At 46.2% G+C, this 18,315-nt stretch carries 14 protein-coding genes; 13 read left to right on the top strand and 1 reads right to left on the bottom strand.

Features of this window, described 5'->3' with window-relative positions; genetic code table 11:
- The first annotated feature begins 17 nt into the window (after positions 1 to 17).
- Positions 18 to 2,456: a response regulator gene (locus MWG26_RS22255; RefSeq protein ID WP_117440581.1), complete on the top strand. Its 2,439-nt coding sequence runs from the start codon at positions 18 to 20 to the stop codon at positions 2,454 to 2,456.
- Here MWG26_RS22255 and MWG26_RS22250 read toward each other — a convergent pair.
- Entirely contained in the window at positions 2,450 to 4,705 is a 2,256-nt protein-coding gene (locus tag MWG26_RS22250; RefSeq protein ID WP_025653837.1) for an extracellular solute-binding protein, read from the bottom strand. The genes MWG26_RS22255 and MWG26_RS22250 overlap by 7 nt on opposite strands.
- Before the next feature lie 110 nt (positions 4,706 to 4,815).
- Here MWG26_RS22250 and MWG26_RS22245 point away from each other — a divergent pair, with 110 nt between their 5' ends.
- From MWG26_RS22245 to MWG26_RS22190, 12 genes are all read left to right on the top strand, one after another.
- Positions 4,816 to 5,568, top strand: a complete 753-nt coding sequence (locus tag MWG26_RS22245) for a helix-turn-helix domain-containing protein (protein WP_025653836.1) — start codon at positions 4,816 to 4,818, stop codon at positions 5,566 to 5,568.
- Positions 5,569 to 5,689: 121 nt separating this feature from the next.
- Complete coding sequence (locus MWG26_RS22240; RefSeq protein WP_025653835.1) at positions 5,690 to 6,994, top strand: hypothetical protein; 1,305 nt, start codon at positions 5,690 to 5,692, stop codon at positions 6,992 to 6,994.
- A gap of 102 nt (positions 6,995 to 7,096) precedes the next feature.
- On the top strand, positions 7,097 to 8,158 hold the full coding sequence (locus MWG26_RS22235; protein ID WP_025653834.1) for a uroporphyrinogen decarboxylase family protein: 1,062 nt from the start codon (positions 7,097 to 7,099) through the stop codon (positions 8,156 to 8,158).
- Positions 8,159 to 8,283: 125 nt separating this feature from the next.
- The gene (locus MWG26_RS22230; RefSeq protein WP_025653833.1) at positions 8,284 to 8,922 is read left to right on the top strand and encodes an SGNH/GDSL hydrolase family protein; all 639 of its coding nucleotides are present in this window, start codon (positions 8,284 to 8,286) and stop codon (positions 8,920 to 8,922) included.
- Positions 8,923 to 8,958: 36 nt separating this feature from the next.
- Entirely contained in the window at positions 8,959 to 10,440 is a 1,482-nt protein-coding gene (locus tag MWG26_RS22225) for a peptidylprolyl isomerase (RefSeq protein ID WP_025653832.1), read from the top strand.
- A 23-nt stretch (positions 10,441 to 10,463) separates the two neighbouring features.
- A complete protein-coding gene (locus MWG26_RS22220; RefSeq protein ID WP_025653831.1) occupies positions 10,464 to 12,002 on the top strand; it encodes a sugar ABC transporter ATP-binding protein in 1,539 nt (512 codons plus the stop codon).
- Positions 11,987 to 13,036 carry an ABC transporter permease gene (locus MWG26_RS22215; RefSeq protein ID WP_025653830.1) on the top strand — a complete coding sequence of 350 codons (1,050 nt, stop codon included), beginning with the start codon at positions 11,987 to 11,989 and terminating at the stop codon, positions 13,034 to 13,036. The genes MWG26_RS22220 and MWG26_RS22215 overlap by 16 nt, the downstream gene beginning before the upstream one ends.
- Positions 13,036 to 14,061, top strand: a complete 1,026-nt coding sequence (locus tag MWG26_RS22210) for an ABC transporter permease (RefSeq protein ID WP_025653829.1) — start codon at positions 13,036 to 13,038, stop codon at positions 14,059 to 14,061. The genes MWG26_RS22215 and MWG26_RS22210 overlap by 1 nt, the downstream gene beginning before the upstream one ends.
- A 104-nt stretch (positions 14,062 to 14,165) precedes the next feature.
- Positions 14,166 to 15,407 carry a sugar ABC transporter substrate-binding protein gene (locus MWG26_RS22205; protein ID WP_025653828.1) on the top strand — a complete coding sequence of 414 codons (1,242 nt, stop codon included), beginning with the start codon at positions 14,166 to 14,168 and terminating at the stop codon, positions 15,405 to 15,407.
- A gap of 90 nt (positions 15,408 to 15,497) precedes the next feature.
- Positions 15,498 to 16,535, top strand: coding sequence for a uroporphyrinogen decarboxylase family protein (locus MWG26_RS22200; RefSeq protein WP_117440549.1), 1,038 nt, complete (start codon positions 15,498 to 15,500; stop codon positions 16,533 to 16,535).
- A gap of 99 nt (positions 16,536 to 16,634) precedes the next feature.
- Entirely contained in the window at positions 16,635 to 16,958 is a 324-nt protein-coding gene (locus MWG26_RS22195; RefSeq protein ID WP_025653827.1) for an L-rhamnose mutarotase, read from the top strand.
- 16 nt (positions 16,959 to 16,974) lie between these two features.
- Positions 16,975 to 18,213, top strand: coding sequence for a uroporphyrinogen decarboxylase family protein (locus tag MWG26_RS22190; protein WP_025653826.1), 1,239 nt, complete (start codon positions 16,975 to 16,977; stop codon positions 18,211 to 18,213).
- The last annotated feature ends 102 nt before the right edge of the window (positions 18,214 to 18,315 follow it).

The following is an 18,315-nucleotide window of genomic DNA, read 5'->3' as shown; positions in this document are numbered from 1 at the left end:
TGAAGGGAGGCAATGAGATGGAAGATGAGAATGAGAAGGATGAAGAATATCAGCCGGAGGAAAAGAATCCCCTGAAACAAAACAAGTCAGAGGCAGAATATATCATGCTGATGAGTTCGCTGCAGGTGAGTGTCAGCAAACATCTGATGGATGAATATTATACTATGGTATGGTCCAATGATTTTTACTATGACCTGATCGGTTATGCAAAAGAAGAGTATCAGACAAAGTTCAGGAACAGACCGGATATCTATTATACGAGCCATCATTATGAGGATGAACTGAATAAGATACGCGTGGCGGTACTGGAGGCGGCAGAGACCGGGAAAGAAGGGTACAGCATTATTACCCGTATGCCGGTAAAAGGAGGCGGGCATAAGTGGGTGAGGATGAATGGCAGTTTTACAGAGGAAGTTCTTGAGGGTATTCCGATTGCTTATACAGTCATTACCGATATCAACGACCTGGTTGAAATGGAAAAAATACAGGCTATTACATATCATAACATTCCCGGATTTGCCGTAAAATTTTTGGTAAAAACAGAACGGGATGTGAAATTGTTAGATGCAAATGATAAATTCCAGGAATTTTTCGGAACCAGAAAATGCGGGGATATGTCAGACCAGACTCTAAGGATGAATCTGGATATGAACAGAGACGTAATTTTGTCCCAGATGAGCCGTATAAAAAAAGGAGAACATGTACATTTTCTGGCAAAGATGTTGAATAAGGACGGACAGACTGCCTGGATGCAGATTAACGGGGACTGCGTGGACTGGATTGGCGGTTTTCCTGTATATCTGCTTATTTACATTGATGTCACGGATGTAAAAGAGCTGCGTGAGATGCAGAAAGAACTGAAAGCTCAGGCTCAGCAGCTCAGTGATGCGCTGCAGTCCGCTGAAAACGCAAATAGGGCAAAATCAGATTTTCTTTCCAGAATGTCACACGAGATTAGGACCCCGATGAATGCAATTATCGGGATGACAACGATTGCCGCGGCGCATATGGATGAGAGGGAAAGGATACAGGACTGTCTTGCGAAAATCAGTTTTTCCTCGAAACATCTGCTTTCCCTGATCAATGACATACTGGATATGTCTAAGATTGAGGACGGGAGGCTTTCGGTTTCCCATGAAAAGTTTGATCTCGGACGTCTTCTGGAGTCGGTGACTGCGATTATCCATCCACAGGCGGCCAACAGGAGTCTCGAGTTCGATGAATCCATACAGGGAGTGATGGAGGAAGAGCTGATCGGAGATTCTATGCGTGTGAATCAAATACTGCTGAATCTTTTATCTAATGCAGTGAAGTTTACGCCTGAGGGCGGCCATGTCAGGCTGGATGTCAGGCAGTTGTTTTCACAGAAGGGACAGGTCAGGCTGAGGTTTACCGTCTCTGATACGGGAACCGGTATGAGCGAAGGCTTTCTAAAACACTTGTATGAGCCATTCAAACAGGAACGCAGGCAGGGATATTCCCATATGCAGGGAACCGGACTGGGTATGTCCATTACAAAGAATCTGGTTACAATTCTGGGGGGAACGATTGGAGTAAAAAGCAAGATAAATGTGGGGACCACATTTACAGTGGAACTGCCCTTTGACCTGGCGGATTCTGACAGGTCTTATGAAAAATATCCGGAGATGGATACGCTGAAAGTGCTTATTGGTGACCACGACCAGGATGTCTGCCAGTATGAATCCCTGCTTCTGCAAAAGTTTGGGATTGATGCAAAATGGGTGACGGACAGCATGGAAATCGTGGAGGAAATCCGGCAGTCACACGAAGCAGGAGAGGATTATGACATCTGTTTTATTGATCTAAGGATGCCGGAGATCAGCGGAGTCGAGGTGGCCAGAAAAATTAGGTCTATTGTGGGCCATCATACATTGATTATTATTATCACTGCATATGATTATGGAGAGATAGAGGAGGAAGCACGGGCGGCAGGAGTGAACAAATTTCTTACAAAGCCGCTGTTTGCATCGTCTCTTTACAACACATTGCTGGACATTACCGGAAAAGGTAAAGAAAAAGAACCGGCAGATAATCCGGCGCAGGACTTTGATTTCAGTGGACGCAGGGTGCTTCTTGCCGAGGACAACGCGCTGAATCAGGAAATTGCCGTGGAGATTCTGCAGATGACGGGTATCCATGTGGATACAACCGCAGACGGCTCCCAGGCTCTGGAGGCTTTTGCTGAATCAAAGGAGGGCTATTATGATGCCGTTCTGATGGATATTCAGATGCCGCTGATGGACGGATATGAAGCGGCCCGGGCGATCCGGTCCAGCACACATCCGCAGGCAGGCAGAATTCCGATTATTGCCATGACTGCGAATGCGTTTCAGGAGGATGTCGCGAAAGCCCAGGAGGCAGGGATGGACGCCCATATTGCAAAGCCCATTGAGCCGGAGTTTCTGTACCGGACACTTAAGCGGCACTTCTATTGAAACAGCCTCCGGATCCTGCTCTCTCCTTTTCGCAGGGCATCCTGCGGGGAAAGCTCTTTTTGGTAAGCCTGGATACATACATCCTGAAGGATCGTCTCTATCTCGTATGGAGGTACGATCCTGTCGGGAGCCTGGAACGGATAGACCCGGTTCCTGGATTTCTCGATGCACTTTGTGTTCACTCTCATCCAGGGATAAAGCCTTAAAATCTCCTGGTTCTCATAGGGGTAAAGTACGGTGGACTGCCCGTTTAAAGTCGTCATATAGTAGCTTGTTTTCTTTTGGGATATCCACTTAAAGTAGTTTGCTATTAATTCTGTGTGGCGGGTTGTCTTGCTGATACCCATATGCCACCCTACATTGGCCGGAGTCTGCCCTGGGAGCATGCTGTAATCAATTTTCGTTATAATATCCCCGTGCAGGCAGTCGTTGATCAGAGTTCCGTACTCCGTAAAGGAAAGAAGCATAGCAGTGCGGCCAATTCCGAAGTCCTGGAAACTGGAATTGATGGAAGTATTGGAAATGCCGTGTTCCGTAAAGCGGGCGGTATCCAGAAGACTCTGCAGTGCCTTGACATTTTGCGGTGTATCCAGTTTCAGGCGTCCGGCGCTGTCATACAAGCCGCCGCCGAAGCTCCAGAGGCGTATCTGCAGCTCCAGGGCAAATTCCTCATTGACGCTGCCAATGACGGATGTTCCGTATAAAGTCGGCGAATAGGGGTTAAATTCTTTCGTAAAAAACTGGGCAATGCCGTTGAATTCTTTCCAGGTTTTGGGGGGGCGCAGCGGCATATTGTACCTTGTCTCAAACTGGTTCTGGATGGACGGCTGTTCAAATAAATCCTTTCTGTAAAACAGTATATGGGAGCCTCCCACGATAGGAAATCCGTAATACCTCCCCTTATAGCATGCATTGGACAGGTTCTTGGGAACAAGATGCTTAGTAAACATCTCATTGGAGGTAATCAGTTCGGTAATATCTGTGAGCACATTTAAATTTACCAGATATGTAAGCCATGAGATATCATACATATATACATCATATTTACTTTTTTCCCTGGCACTGTCTGCGACGATCGTTTCGATCAGTTCTCTGTAGCTTACAAAATCAAATTCTATTTTAACCTCATGCTGCCGCTCAAACTCTTTGGATACTGCATGTAACGAGAGGATGGTGGGCATAGAGGTGGCAATAATGCGCAGTGTCCTCTTGGGAGTTTTGGGGATGCGGTAGGGAATGGGAGCCTTGGGAATCTTGATGTGGCTTCCTATTACGTTATCCTTGAAGAGCATGAACTCCTTTTCAAAAAATGCCGACTCCTGAAGATTCTTCATGAGGTCTTGTATGCTGCGGATGCCAAGCGTGTAAGCCGTACGGGACGTGTGCAGCAGGTTCGGCAGATAGTTGCTCTCATTCCAGGATTCTTCTCCAAGAGTGATGATACAGGTATCTTTTGGAATCTTGATTGAACAGAGATTAAATGCTTCAATTACCCCTTTGGCCAGCGGATGTGAGGACGTAATAATAGCCTGAGGCGGTTTTTCTACGATGTTGAACATGGCCTTGCGGAATGAGGATTCTTTTGTAAAGCGTGTTTCAATGATCTGACAGGGGTCAAATTCCAGTTCCAGGTCATCGTGGGCATCGGTAAATCCACGGACACATTCACGCTCAGAAAAGTAATCGCTGTGCCCGATCATGAGGTCAATATTGTGATAACCGTTTTCAATCAGCTTTTTAGTGAGATAGTAACAGGAATTGTAATTGTCAAATGCCAGGAAGTTTGCGTCTATATTATCGGGAAAATGATCGATAAATATGGTTGGAATGTTATGCCTGACAATGCTGTTCTGGAAATAGTCTGCATTCTGGGGCTGACATGTGATGAGAATGATCCCGGCTACATTTCTGCCGATGAGCTGGTCTATGATTTTGCGCTCCAGCTTTGGCGTGTGATAAGAGAAGGAAATATTTAATGTATAATCCATATTCTCTGCGCTGGAAATGATTCCCTTTAAAATATCTGCATGACAGGAGTCATCAATATCAGGGAATACAACTCCGATCTCTCTGGATGCTTCAGATTTGAGGCTCTTAGCGGATGCATTGGGAATATAGTTTAATTCTTCAATGATCTGCATGATCTTTGCCCGGGTAGCGGGTTTTACGGTTTTCGTATTATTAATACAGTTTGAGACGGTCGCAATCGAAACGCCCGCTTTTTCCGCAACATCTTTTAATGTTGCCATAAGAATCCCTCCTTGCCTTTCTCCAAATTTTATAATAATATTGTCATAAGTAAATAAAAAAGTCAACGGAATTTAATATTAAGTTAAACGATTAAAGAAGGAGGCACGCTGTGCATTTTGAATTTAAGATTATACAAAATGAGTATACGTTGTGCCCTCCGGACTGGGGCATGACGGACGAATGCGCCGCATTTTACCGCATGTATTATGTCTGCGGAGGAAAGGCATGGTTCCGGCAGGGGGAAAATGAGGTGCAGCTGGAAAAGGGGTATTTTTATGTACTTCCCGTGATGCAGCCCTATTCTCTGCGGCATGATCTGGACGATCCGCTGGAAGTGCTCTGGTTCCATGTGGAGATGGATATCTCTCTGGCTATGAATTTTACCTGCATTGAGGTCCGAACGGATGAAGAGCTGTATTATCTGCTGCACAGCATTCGGCTCCTGCAGCGTGATCCCGCCTGCTTTCAGGACGTGTCCAGGCTGTTCGATATCTTTTTGAAGCGGATCAATGAGAGGCTGCCGATTTACCGCACGAGCAGCCGGCGCATGAAGCGTGTGCTGAAGTATATTGATGAGCACATTGCTGAGAATCCGGGGGTACAGGAGCTGGCAGAGTGTGCGGGTATGGAACGGTCCTATTTTACCAGGAGGTTTAAAGAGATATTCGGCATGTGCCCGAGCCAGTTTATCTATACCAGGAAAATGAGTGTGGGGGCTCAGGCATTGATTGGGGGCAGCACAGTGAATGAGGCTGCTGCCGACTGCGGGTACAGTGATTCGAAGACATTTTCCAGAGCATTTAAAAAATATATGGAAGTCACTCCCGGTGAATACAAAAAATGTCACATTGAGCAACCTTAAAGCCACAACAGAGCGTTGTGGCTTTTTTCATGCAGTGTTAGGATGGAAAAAAGAGTAAAAATCTGGAATAACCTGTCGGTTCTTCGGAACCGGCAGGCATATAGTAAAGGAGGAAAAGATTATGCTGCATGACCCGTCACACAAACCGGTGATTCCGGAGGAGAAAGAAATTATACTTACACAGAAGGATAAGGATATCTTAAAAACACTGGGAGAGAGGATAGCGCAGATCTCAGGTGATAGAAGAAATGAAGAGAATGCCAGAAACTGGACGCTTTTGAATGATAAGAAATCGGTAAAACCAATGGTATGGATCAATGAGATTCCTTGGCATGAGATGAACATAAACGATGAGCTGACCCTGAAGTGCACACATCCCTGGGCAAGAAATCTGGAGGATACGCTGAAAAAGACGATTTTCCAGTGGAACCACTTTCCGGGGGACATGGTAGTCAACCCCTATATCGAATGTCCGCTGGCGATCCACTCTACGGATTTTGGAATTGTGGAAGATGTGGATGCCGCGTATACGGATCAGGAAAATGAGATCTATTCCAGGCATTTTAAGATTCAGATCCAGGAGCCGGAAGACATTGAAAAGATCAAGATGCCGGTGGTCACCCATTATGAAAGGGCCACGCAGTATTCTTATGATGCAATGCGGGATGTATTTGCGGGAATAATCCCTGTCAAAAAGGTGGGGCAGACCCATATATGGTATACGCCGTGGGATTACCTAATACGCTGGTGGGGCGTACAGGAAGCCATTATGGATCTGGTCATGAGGCCGGATATGGTACACGACATCTATGAAAAAATGGTCCAGGCATGGATGGTAGAGCTGGATCAGTTTGAAGAACAGAACCTGTTATCACTGGACTGCAATAACACCCGGGTAGGCTCAGGCGGTTACGGGTATACAACAGAGCTTCCCGGTGAGGACTTTAATCCGAACCATGTACTTGCAAAGAATATGTGGGGATGTTCCAATGCACAGATATTCTCAACCGTATCTCCTGAGATGCACTGGGAATTCGCCGTTGAACATGATTTGAAGTGGCTCAGGCGATTCGGACTTACCTATTACGGATGCTGTGAACCTCTGGATCTGAAGGTTTCCATGCTTAGAAAAATACCCAATCTGCGCAAAATATCCGTATCACCCTGGTGTAACAGTGAAAAGATCATTCAAGAGGTTGGGACGGACTATGTTATGAGCAGAAAGCCGAACCCGGCCATTGTTGCAGGCAATATTTTTGATGAGGCTCAGGCGGAGAAGGAAATCAGAGAGTTTATGGAGCTGACAGAGGGGCAGTGCCATGTGGAACTTATCTTCAAAGATATCTCAACTGTAAGGCATGATCCACAGCGGCTGTTTAAATGGGAGAAGATTGCAATGCGTGTTGCCGAGGATTATACAAAATAATTTAAACGTTTAAATTTAAAATTTAATTTAAATTGATTTTTAAACTCCCTCAGAATTATAATGAGCTTAACAAGAAGAGGAACTCTGAGGGAGGGATATCAATTGAATAGTAAGGAGCGTGTGAGGGCAGCTTTTGAGCACAAGACTCCGGACCGTGTCCCTGCAACGATGCAGGCTGTTGAGACTGCATGGGAGAAGATGCAGCAATACTTTCAGGTTGAATCGGCAGAAGAGGTTATGGATATCCTGGAGATTGACACAAGGGTAATGGATTTTCCGCCATATATCGGGCCTAAGAAACCGGATTTTGTTAACGCAAAAGGGGAGGTAGTGCATACACATCCTTTTGGACAGCAATATGTAGAAAAATGGAACGGTGTGGAGTATAACAGCCATACCATCAAAAGGCCTCTTGAACATGTTGAGACGATGGAAGAACTCATGGCTTTCAGAGACTGGCCGAATCCCGATCATTTTGACTATGAGGCTGTGAAGCGTTTTTGCGGCCAGCATCAGGATAAAGCGATCCGGATCGGATGGCCGGGGCCTTATCAGGTATTTCTGGATCTGTATCCGGCGGAATCTTTCTATATGCTGATGGCGGAGGAGCCGGAGATGGTAAAGGCAATGCTGAACCGTTACAGCCAGTTTTATATGGAGATGTATGAGCGGATGTTAGAAGCAGGCGATGGTGCGATCGATCTGATCCGGCCATGTGACGATTACGGGACGCAGATCAGCCTTTTGTTCAGCCCAAAGATGTGGGATGAATATTTTGCGGAGAATACGAAAAAGCTGGTTCAGCTGGCACATAAATATAATTGTTTTTACTTGCAGCATTCCTGCGGGGCGGTCAGGAAGATTATTCCAAACCTGATTGCATGCGGGGTTGACGGACTGGAGCCGATTCAGAAGGTAAAGGGAATGGAAGTCGATTCATTAAAGCGGGAATACGGAGACAAGCTTTGCTTTCAGGGCGGTGTGGACACACAGAACCTGCTGCCTTTCGGGACACCGGAGGAGGTCAGGGCGGAGACGGAATACATCATCAGGACGATGAATGTGGATGGAGGATATATTCTGGGGCCGAGCCAGGATTTTGAGGGCGACGTTCCTGTGGAAAATATCATTGCTTTGTATGAAGCACGAAAAAAATTTATCTAACAAGCAGTAAAGCCTCCGGCGGATGGGAGAGGCGCGCAGATTAATTGTGTCATGCGGAGCATGACGCGCGGCCCGCCGCAGGTACGCCGGGGCGTACTTGAAGAATTGAAGGAGGAAACAGCAGTATGAAAAAGAGAATACTTTGTTTCGGGGATTCCAACACCTGGGGAGCCGTTCCGGCTGAAGGGACCAGACATCCGGACGATGTCAGGTGGACAGGGATTCTGGCGGCTGAACTGGGAAATGAGTATCAGGTTATTGAAGAAGGATATAACGGAAGGACCACTGTCCACGACGATCCAGTCGAAAACAGACTTTCCGGCATCGCTTATTTTGAGGCCTGCCTGGATTCACAGTCCCCGCTTGACCTGATTATCCTGATGCTCGGGACGAACGATCTGAAGGCCAGATTCGGGGTAGATCCTTATACCATAGCATTCGGATTCGGACGCTATCTGAACGCGGTTAAAACGGTGCCGATGGCAGGAAACAGGCCGGAAGTACTCTTGGCAGCTCCCCTCCTGATTGATCCGTCTTACAAGGATGTTCCGCTCTTTCTGGATATGTTCGGAGAAGGCGCGGTTGAGCGTTCAGAAAGGTTTGCAGAAGCATATGAGGCATTTGCAAAAGAAAACGGTGTGCACTTTATAGACGCATCCAAATATGGAAAGGCATCCGTCAGGGACGGGGTACATATGGAGGCTGAATACCATGAAAAACTGGGGAAAGCCTTTGCGGAAAAAGTAAAAGAGATCCTTGGATAACAGATAAAGAGGCCTTTGTGCTGATAAGAGGTGGCTATGAGCAGAAAAATCAACAACAGCGGGGGCACAAAGAAACAGGAACATCAGGCAAAAAAGCAGCGCCAGAACAGGCAGATCACAATTTTTGCAGTGGTACTCGGAGTATTTTTGATCGTTGGAATTCTTGCAGCTTTGTTTTTTCAAAGCGGGGCGCCGGTCAAGCTCCTTCCTGCGGTGACGATAGACGGGAAAGGGTATAAGCTGTGTGAATTTAACTATTACTACTATGCTTATTATAATTCCTATCTGGATGAACACAGTGAGTTCAGAGAGTATATGTTTGATGACAGCACATCTCTGAAAGACCAGCCCTATGACGATCATCAGTCCTGGTTCGAATATTTTGAGGATCAGACCGTGGAGTCTATGTCCAGCGTTCTAAGAACGGCTGCTCTGGCTGAGAAAGAAGGATTTGGACTGAGCACTGAGGCGCAGAAAGAGATTGATACTGCACTGGAAGATATAAAAAGCAGCGCTGATAATGCCGGAATCAGTATAGATAAGTATTTGGAAAATATATACGGCAGCGGCATGACGGAAGAGCTTTACAGGAAGCATCTCACATATTCCCATCTGGCGGCGGAGTACAGCGATAAGGTAAAGGCTGACTTTAGTTTCCGTGAGGATGAGATCAGAGAGTATTATGAAGAACATCTTCCGGAATATACATTTGTCAACTATGAACGTTTTTATGTGAAAGCCAGCGATATAGATACAGAGCCGACCCAGGAAGAAAAACAGAATGCCTTTGCCATAGCGCAGGAGATTCATGACAAGGTGGAAAAAGGCGGGGAACTAAAAGAAGTCAGCAGTGAATATAAAGATTACGGAACCTATTATGCTTTTGATGACGCATACTATGATCCGAATTTCTCCTACGGAGAATGGCTTTTTTCTTCAGATCGAAAAGACGGCGATCTTAATGTCATAGATGACGGTTCAGGTTATTATGTAATGGTGTTCCACAGCAGGAACGAGAGCAGTTATCCGACAGCCAGCATCACAGATGTCTGCTTCCCGGTTGATCCGGCGCTTGAGGACAGCAGCGCTGATGATTATGAAGATAAAGTAAACAGGCTGTATGAAGAATCCTGTGCGAAAGCGGAAGAGCTGAAAGAGACATGGGAAAAAGGTGATAAAACAGAGAAAAGTTTTGAAGCTCTTGCTTCAGAATATGAGTCTGCATCAGATTCAGACGGAACATTTGAGAATCTGACCAGAGACACTCTGGATGATGCAATTGATAAATGGGTGTTTGACGATGGGCGCAAGCCTGGAGACTGCAGTGTCATATACACAGAAAGCGGTTTTCATGTGGTTTATTACGCCGGCGAAGGTGCTGAGGCATGGCAGGTAAAAGCAGAGGAAGATATGCGCATAGAAGCGCATGATAAATGGTATCAGAATCTGCTGGATACTGCCAAAGTAAAACGCCACAGTTATGTTTTAGGATTTGCCGGTGGTGAAATCAATAAATAGCAACACGAAAGGAGTTAATCAGCATGGGTAACGCATCTAAGAATGAAGCGTATGCACTGGACATGCGTGGCGTGTCCAAGAGATTTCCCGGAACACTGGCTGTTGATAAAGTCGATTTCCGGGTGAGAGCGGGGGAGGTACATGCCCTCATGGGGGAAAACGGAGCTGGTAAATCCACTCTGATGAAAATGCTTGCGGGTCTTTTCAATGATTATACAGGAGAGATCTATATCAATGGAGAAAAGAGAGATCTCCACACACCGAACCTTGCAAAAGAATATGGAATAGGAATGGTGTACCAGGAATTATCACTGGCGCGCAGAATTTCCATCTATGAAAACCTTCTTGTTGGGCGCCTTCCGAAAAAGAACGCATTGTTCATTGATAAGAAGAAAGCAATCGAGGAAGCTAAGAAGCTGCTGAGCCGTGTCGGCCTGGATGATATCGATCCGACGCTGGACGTATCCGAGATCAGCCAGTGTGATGCACAGCTGGTTGAGATCGCAAAGGTACTCGGTTCTGAACCGAAGATCCTGGTTATGGATGAGCCTACTTCCGCACTGTCAAGCGAGGAAGTCAACAAACTGTTTGAGATCGTAAGAAATCTTCAAAAACAGGGACTGGCTATTGTATATATTTCCCACCACTTAAGTGAGATCTTCGAGATTGCAGATATGGTTACAGTCATGAGAGATGGTAAGCTGGTTGACTCTTTCCCGATCTCAGAGACCAATACAGAACAGTTGGTAGAATGCATGGTTGGTGAGCCTGTAAAGAGCTTCTATGCAGACCATAAGAGCATGGTTACCGATGAAGTAGTACTGAAAGTGGAAGACTTTACAAGATGGGGATTCTATCATCACGTAAACTTTGAACTTCATAAGGGTGAAGTCCTCGCTATCTGCGGGCTTGCCGGTTCCGGACGTACCGAGATCGCAAGAGGCCTGACAGGGGTTGACAAGATCGACGGAGGAAAAGAGTACATCCATGGAAAAGAAGTTCACTTCCGGGATCTCGGAGAAGCCATCAAGGGCGGAATCGGGTATCTGACAGAGGACAGAAAGGTCGTAGGACTGGCGCTTCCTCAGACGGTTGCAGACAATGTAACATCCTGTATTATTGACAGATGCGGCCCTGGCATTATCTATGACGGTAAGAAACAGTTCGGGCTGATCGATGAAAAGATCAACGAAATGAGTGTATATCCAGCAGACAGAGACAGACTGGTAAACAGCTTCTCCGGTGGTAACCAGCAGAAGGTCCTGATGGCAAAATGGCTGGCGGCAGATGTTGACATTCTGATTCTGGATGAGCCTACACGAGGCGTTGATGTCAATGCAAAACAGGTTATCCACGATGCGGTTAAGAGATATGTTTCACAGGGAAATGCATGTATCCTGCTTTCCAGTGACCTGCCGGAGGTTGTAGGCCTCTGCGACCGCGCGGTAATCTTAAGAGAAGGCCACATTATCGGCGAGATTCCAAAAGAAGGTATCAATGAGAATTCACTGTTGATTGCAGCTAATGGGGAGGGTGAGTACGTATCATGTCAGAACAAATAAATAACAATCCAAATCCAGGCGCGCCCAAGGTAGATACACGAAAAGAAGAGATCAACAAGTTCAGTCTTATTTTTAATAAGTTGGGTATTTACGTTGTTGTAGTTGCGTTAATTATTATAGGTATGATTGTATCAAAAGGTACATTCTTCGCCGCCAGCAATATCCAGTCCATCCTGGAGGCGGTTGCACTGATCGGTATGGTCAGTGCGGGACTTATTTTCATTACATATTCCGGTAACATGACCGATATGTCCATTCCGCTTACCATGGCTGTGGGCGGTATGATGACAGTGCAGACTATTAACTTTGGTTTCCCGGTTGCAATGCTGATCGGTATTTTATCCGGTGTGGTAATCGGTTTCATCAACGGTTTCATGATTGGTAAGCTCAGAGCGAACCCGATCATCTGGACATGGGGCTTCAACCTTCTGCTTTCCGGTATCGTACGTGTAATCTGGGAAGGAAAACAGCTCTATGCGGATAAGGTAGCAAAGGACACTGATTTTGCGCAGCATGCAGCAAGCACATTCTTTTCCATTGCCAGAACTTATATCGGAAAGTATATTTCCCTGATGGCGATTGTCATGATCGTTATTATGGTTATTGCCTGGTTTATACATGCAAAGACTAAATTTGGCCAGAAGCTGAAAATTATCGGTACAAACTATGAAGTAGCAAAATTCTCCGGAATCAATTGTGCAAAAACACTGATTACCGCTTACATCATCAACGGTGTCTGTGCTTCCATCGGCGGGATCTTCTTCGCAGCGCTGCGTAAGACAGCATCCTACGAAAACGGAACCGGATACGATTTCTCCTGTCTGACAGCCGTACTTTTGGGCGGATGCCTCTTAAACGGAGGAAAAGGTTCAGTAGTTGGAACATTTGGAGGCGTATTAGCCTATGGTATCCTCAACAACATCCTTTCATGGATTGGTCTTGGAACCTATGAGAAATACCTGGTACAGGGTCTTGTATTCCTGTTTATCGTTTGGCTGAATACATATTCTAACAGAAAGTTGGGTAGAGCATAATGAAAAATAAGAAATTTAAAATTAATGCAAATTTTATTAATGAAAACAGATCTTATCTTTTCCTGGCTCTGATATTGATTATTGGTCTTTTTGTAGATAACTTCTATACCATGTACAACATTAGTGCCGCTACAGGAAACGGAAGCCTTGTAATCTGGCTGGGCTTGGGATTTACAACATGTATGATTGCAGGACATATGGATCTGACGATTATGTATATGTCCACGTTTGCAGCGCTGCTTTGTCTGGGACTGCATGACAAACCGGGTCTTCCCTGGGCTGTCTGTATCCTGATTGCAACACTGGTCGGAGTTCTGGTTGGATGTATCAACGGTTTCCTTGTAACAAAGCTGAAGATTCATTCCTTCATCGCAACACTCGGTATGCAGTTTGTATTAAAAGGTTCCATGTACATCTATACAGGCGGAGAAGAGCTGAGTATTGGAAAAGATTATGCATTCAGTGATGTTCTGAATGACAATCTGCTTTCCTTCCTGCCGTTTTCAACCTACTTCCTGATTACGACAGTTGTTGTATTCATAGTTATGATTGTGCTCCGTTACACAAGATTCGGACGGAATGTCTATATGATCGGCGGTAACCTTGAGACAGCATGGCTGGCAGGTATTAAGAGTGACAGAGTCACGACACTGGCATTCGTTATTTCATCAGCGGCATGTGCACTGGGCGGAGCGCTGAACGGTATCTACTCAGGAACAGCCGGTATTACAATGGGCGAAAAAGGAATCAGCCCTCTGATGATCGCACTGACAGCAACCATTATTGGTGGTACTGCAATCAATGGAGGAAAGGGAAGCGTTGTATGGACATGGGTGTCACTGGTAGCCATTGCGCTCCTGAAAGCTATTTTCAAGAAGACAGAAATTCAGGTACTTGTTATTGCAGCAATCCTGATTGCATGTATCGTTTACGAAACAATTGCTCTGTACAACAGAAACAAGACAGTTGGTACAAGGCCGAACCTGCATAAAGAGGCCATGAAGGAGCTGGGCAAGGCTTCATAGGCCAGGTTCTCGAATCCGAGCAGGTTCAGAAAGTAACTCAGATTAGAAACATGCGGGACATGTTTTTAATAAGAAACCTAAGGAAAACAAAAGGAGGAAGAAAAATGTTCAAAAAGTATGTAGCAGTATTGCTCAGCGGGCTTATGCTGGTAAGCGCAGTCAGCCTGACAGGTTGCGGAAACAGTTCTAAAGATTCTGATTCTGGAAAATCAGATGCAAAGACAGAGGATTCAAAGGGCGGGGATAACCTGGCAGAATCCAAAGAACTTCTAGCAAAGGCAATTGAAGAACTCAAAACAACAGACAATCATCCGCTGATGGAAGAAGGAACAACATTTGATGTACCGGAAGCAAAGGGTGATGCAGAAGAACTGGAAAAACTGGAGGACTCAGATATTAATAAATGGCATTATTATGAGTACCTTGACTGGGATGATGCAAATGACTCAAAATTCCCGGAATCTCCTGCAGACGGACAGAAGGGCAAACACGTTATCGTAATTGTACACGGCGCACACGCATGGACAACATGCTATCAGGAAGCTTTTGAGGAAGCTTGTGAAGCAGTTGGAATGACATGTGACGTATATGATCCGAACTGGGATCAGTCAACACAGGACGGATATGTTGACCAGGCAATCAATGAGAGCCCGGACGCAATCGTTGTAATTCCTGTAAGTGCTGACCATGCAGGACAGCAGTTCAAGAAGATCACAAAAGCAGGAATCCCTGCATTCTGCTGTAACACACTTCCGGAAGCAGATGCAATGAACAACATTCTGGCTTACACAGGCCCGAACGACTGGTATCAGATGAGAAACCTGGCAAGCAAACTCGGTGAAGAGCTTGGCGGAAAAGGCGGCGTTTGCTACATCACACATAATGTAGGAACATCACCATACTATGCACGTACATTCGGACCAATGTCCACATTAGCAGAAGAATATCCTGACATCAAATCTCTTGACGTTCAGTCACCAGGATTTGAGGCTTCCGCTGTAAAACAGGTTGTATCTGACTGGATCACAAAATATGGCGACGACCTGAACGCAATCGTACTTGCAGACGATTCTGACCAGGCAATCGGTGCAACAGAAGCTTGTAAAGCAGCAGGACGTGAAGATATCGTTATCGTAGCAGCTGGTATTTCAAAACAGGGCGCAGAGCTGATCCAGAGCGGACAGCTGAAATACGCAAGTTATCAGTCATGCCAGGCAGATGCAGGTCTTGTAGTAAGAACAATGTCCGAGTACTTCTGCGGAGAAGAAATCCCGAGAGTAGCTTACATCGGAACAGACATTATCAGCGCTGACAATGTAGAGGATTTCCTCCCATGTCAGTGGTAAGCAAGAATTAGTAAAAATGAAATAGCAGATAACGGTCGGGCGGAGGATGGTATATCAACCTCCGCCTGACCTGTGAAAGAGGAGAGGCAGATGAACAGTAAAGAACGTTTTTTGGCAACAGTTGAGAGGAAACCGGTAGACCGCCCGGCAGCATGGCTTGGCATGCCGGATATATTTTCACAGCCGGCATTATTTGAATATTATGGCGTTAAGGATATGCATGAGTTAAAACTGGCGGTAGGCGATGATTTTTATGCAGTGGAAGTCCCGTACAAGTCACCGACCGCAAGCGCCATCTATGCCGCATTTGACTGGTATATGGACGGCGATGTAGATGCGGAGGACCGGACCCTGACGGCAGACGGATGTTTTAAGGATGCCGAGGAGTTGGAAGATCTGGACTTCTTTGAATGGCCGGATCCTGAAAAATACATTGATCCCGAAGAGTGTCTGCGCCGTGTCGAGGCAGCACCGGAAGGAAAAGTGAGACTGGGAATCCTCTGGTCAGCTCACTTCCAGGATACCTGCGCCGCTTTTGGCATGGAAACTGCATTGATGAATATGATTGCAAATCCTGAGATTTATGAAGCAGTCAATGAAAAGGTCATGGAATTCTATCTGAAGGCCAATAAGATCTTTTTTGAAGCGACTAAAGGTAAACTGGATGCAGTCCTGATTGGAAACGACATGGGCAGTCAGAGAGGCCTGATGTTATCACCTGATATGGTGCGCCAGTTTATTATTCCGGGATGTAAACGCCTTGTTGAGCAGGCACACAGCTACGGCGTAAAAGTAATTTACCATTCCTGCGGCTCTATCGCAGATGTAATTCCGGATCTGATTGGAGCCGGTGTGGATATTGTACACCCGATTCAGGCACTGGCAACAGGCATGGAGCCAAGAGGGCTGAAAGAAAAATTCGGTGATCAGGTTGCATTCTGCGGCGGCGTAGATACCCAGGACCTGCTTGTAAACGGAAGCCCTGAGGATGTGCGCAATAAAGTAAAAGAACTGCGTGAAATCTTCCCTACAGGACTGATTATTTCACCAAGCCACGAGGCAATTATGCCGGATGTACCGCCAGCTAATATCCATGCCCTGTTTGAAGAGGCACAGAAAGTATATTGAACGGAGAAAAATATACCCAAAGGGCACCTCGTAATGCATGTCCTGCGGGCAGATCAGCAGCTGAGCTGCGGAATAAAGTATAAAATCGGAGGTGCAGCAATGCAGAGATATGGTTCTATCATAGGAGTGAAAAAGGAAAAACTGGATGATTACAAATATCATCATGCACATATATGGCCGGAAATTAATGCAATGATTAAGGAATGCAATATCTCCAATTATTCTATCTATAATTTCGGCGAATTACTGTTCTCATATTATGAGTATACAGGAGACGATTATAAAGCAGATATGGACAAAATGGCAGCAGACCCGAAGACCCAGGAGTGGTGGGATCTGGTAATGCCGTTCCAGCAGCCGCTCGAAGAGAGAAAAGAAGGCGAGTGGTGGGCTGAGATGGAAGAGGTCTATCATTTAGATTAAGGACGGAGGTTTTGGTATGAATTCAAGAGAGCGTGTGATGGCGGCAATAGACCATAAAGAACCGGATTATGTGCCGCTGGATCTGGGGGCAACACCAAGCTCGGGGATCTCGGCGATTGCCTATAATAATCTGAAAAAGCATATGGGCATTACAGACGGGCACACCCGGATCTATGACGTAGTGCAGCAGGTCGTTATACCGGAACAGAATCTGATTGACGAGTTTGGGGTGGATGTCATCGATATCGGACGCGTGTTTAATGAAAAAGACAGCGACTGGTATGACGTGACCCTGGCAGATGGTTCTATCGGACAGTACCCGGTATGGTTCCGGCCGAAACGGCAGGAGAACGGCAACTACATCGTTGTAGACAAAGAAGGAACCCAGATAGCTAAAATGCCGGTCGGAGCAACCTTTTTCGACCAGACATATTTCCCGTATGTGGACGACTACCCGGATGATTATTCCGATCTGGATCATCAGATGGGCAAGGTTCTGTGGAGCGCTCTTGTGCACAGTCCGTGGGATCACGCCGGGGAGAAGGGATTTTACAGCGAACTGAGAAGGCGCACCCTCGAACTGAGAAAGAGCACGGACAAGGCACTGATGATTACCTGCGGATGCAACCTGTTCGAGTGGGGAACATTCCTGCGCAGGATGGATAACTTCCTTATGGATATTTATGCGGATCCGGAAAATGTAAAAGCGCTTGTGGATCAGCTGATGGAAAGACATCTGGCTACCCTGAGCTGCGTATGTGACGCCGTGGGCGACATCGTGGATATTCTCAGATTCGGAGACGATCTGGGGATGGATACGGGAATGTTTATGTCCCAGGAGAAATACAGAGAGCTGTTCAAGCCTTACCACACACAGCTGAATGAGTATGTCCACAAAAACAGTAGTATGAAGACATTTTTACATTCCTGCGGTTCCATATATCCGATCATAGGAGATCTGATCGATGCGGGATACGATGTACTCAATCCGGTACAGACAACCGCTTACCAGATGGACCCTGCGACCCTGAAAAAAGAATTTGGAAAAGACATCACTTTCTGGGGCGGCGGATGTAATACGAGATCCGTATTAAACCGTTCCACACCGCAGGAAGTATATGATTACACAAGAAAAATGATCGATATCTTCGGGCCGGGCGGCGGCTTCGTGTTCAATCAGGAACACAACATCATGCCGGACGTACCGCCGGAGAATCTTCTCGCTATGTATAAGGCTGTGGCGGACTCGAGATAATGGGGGGACGCCTGTGAGGAGCGGGACTTCAGCCGCGGGCCGGGAAACTTCCCTGTTCCTTTCCGCAGGCTGTCCGTTTGCCAAGTTTCACTAGAGAAAAAC

Source organism: Faecalicatena contorta (assembly GCF_022835095.1).
Taxonomy (GTDB): Bacteria; Bacillota; Clostridia; order Lachnospirales; family Lachnospiraceae; genus Faecalicatena; species Faecalicatena contorta.
Note: the sequence above shows the minus strand (reverse complement) of the source record. Positions and strands in the feature narration are given on the sequence as shown.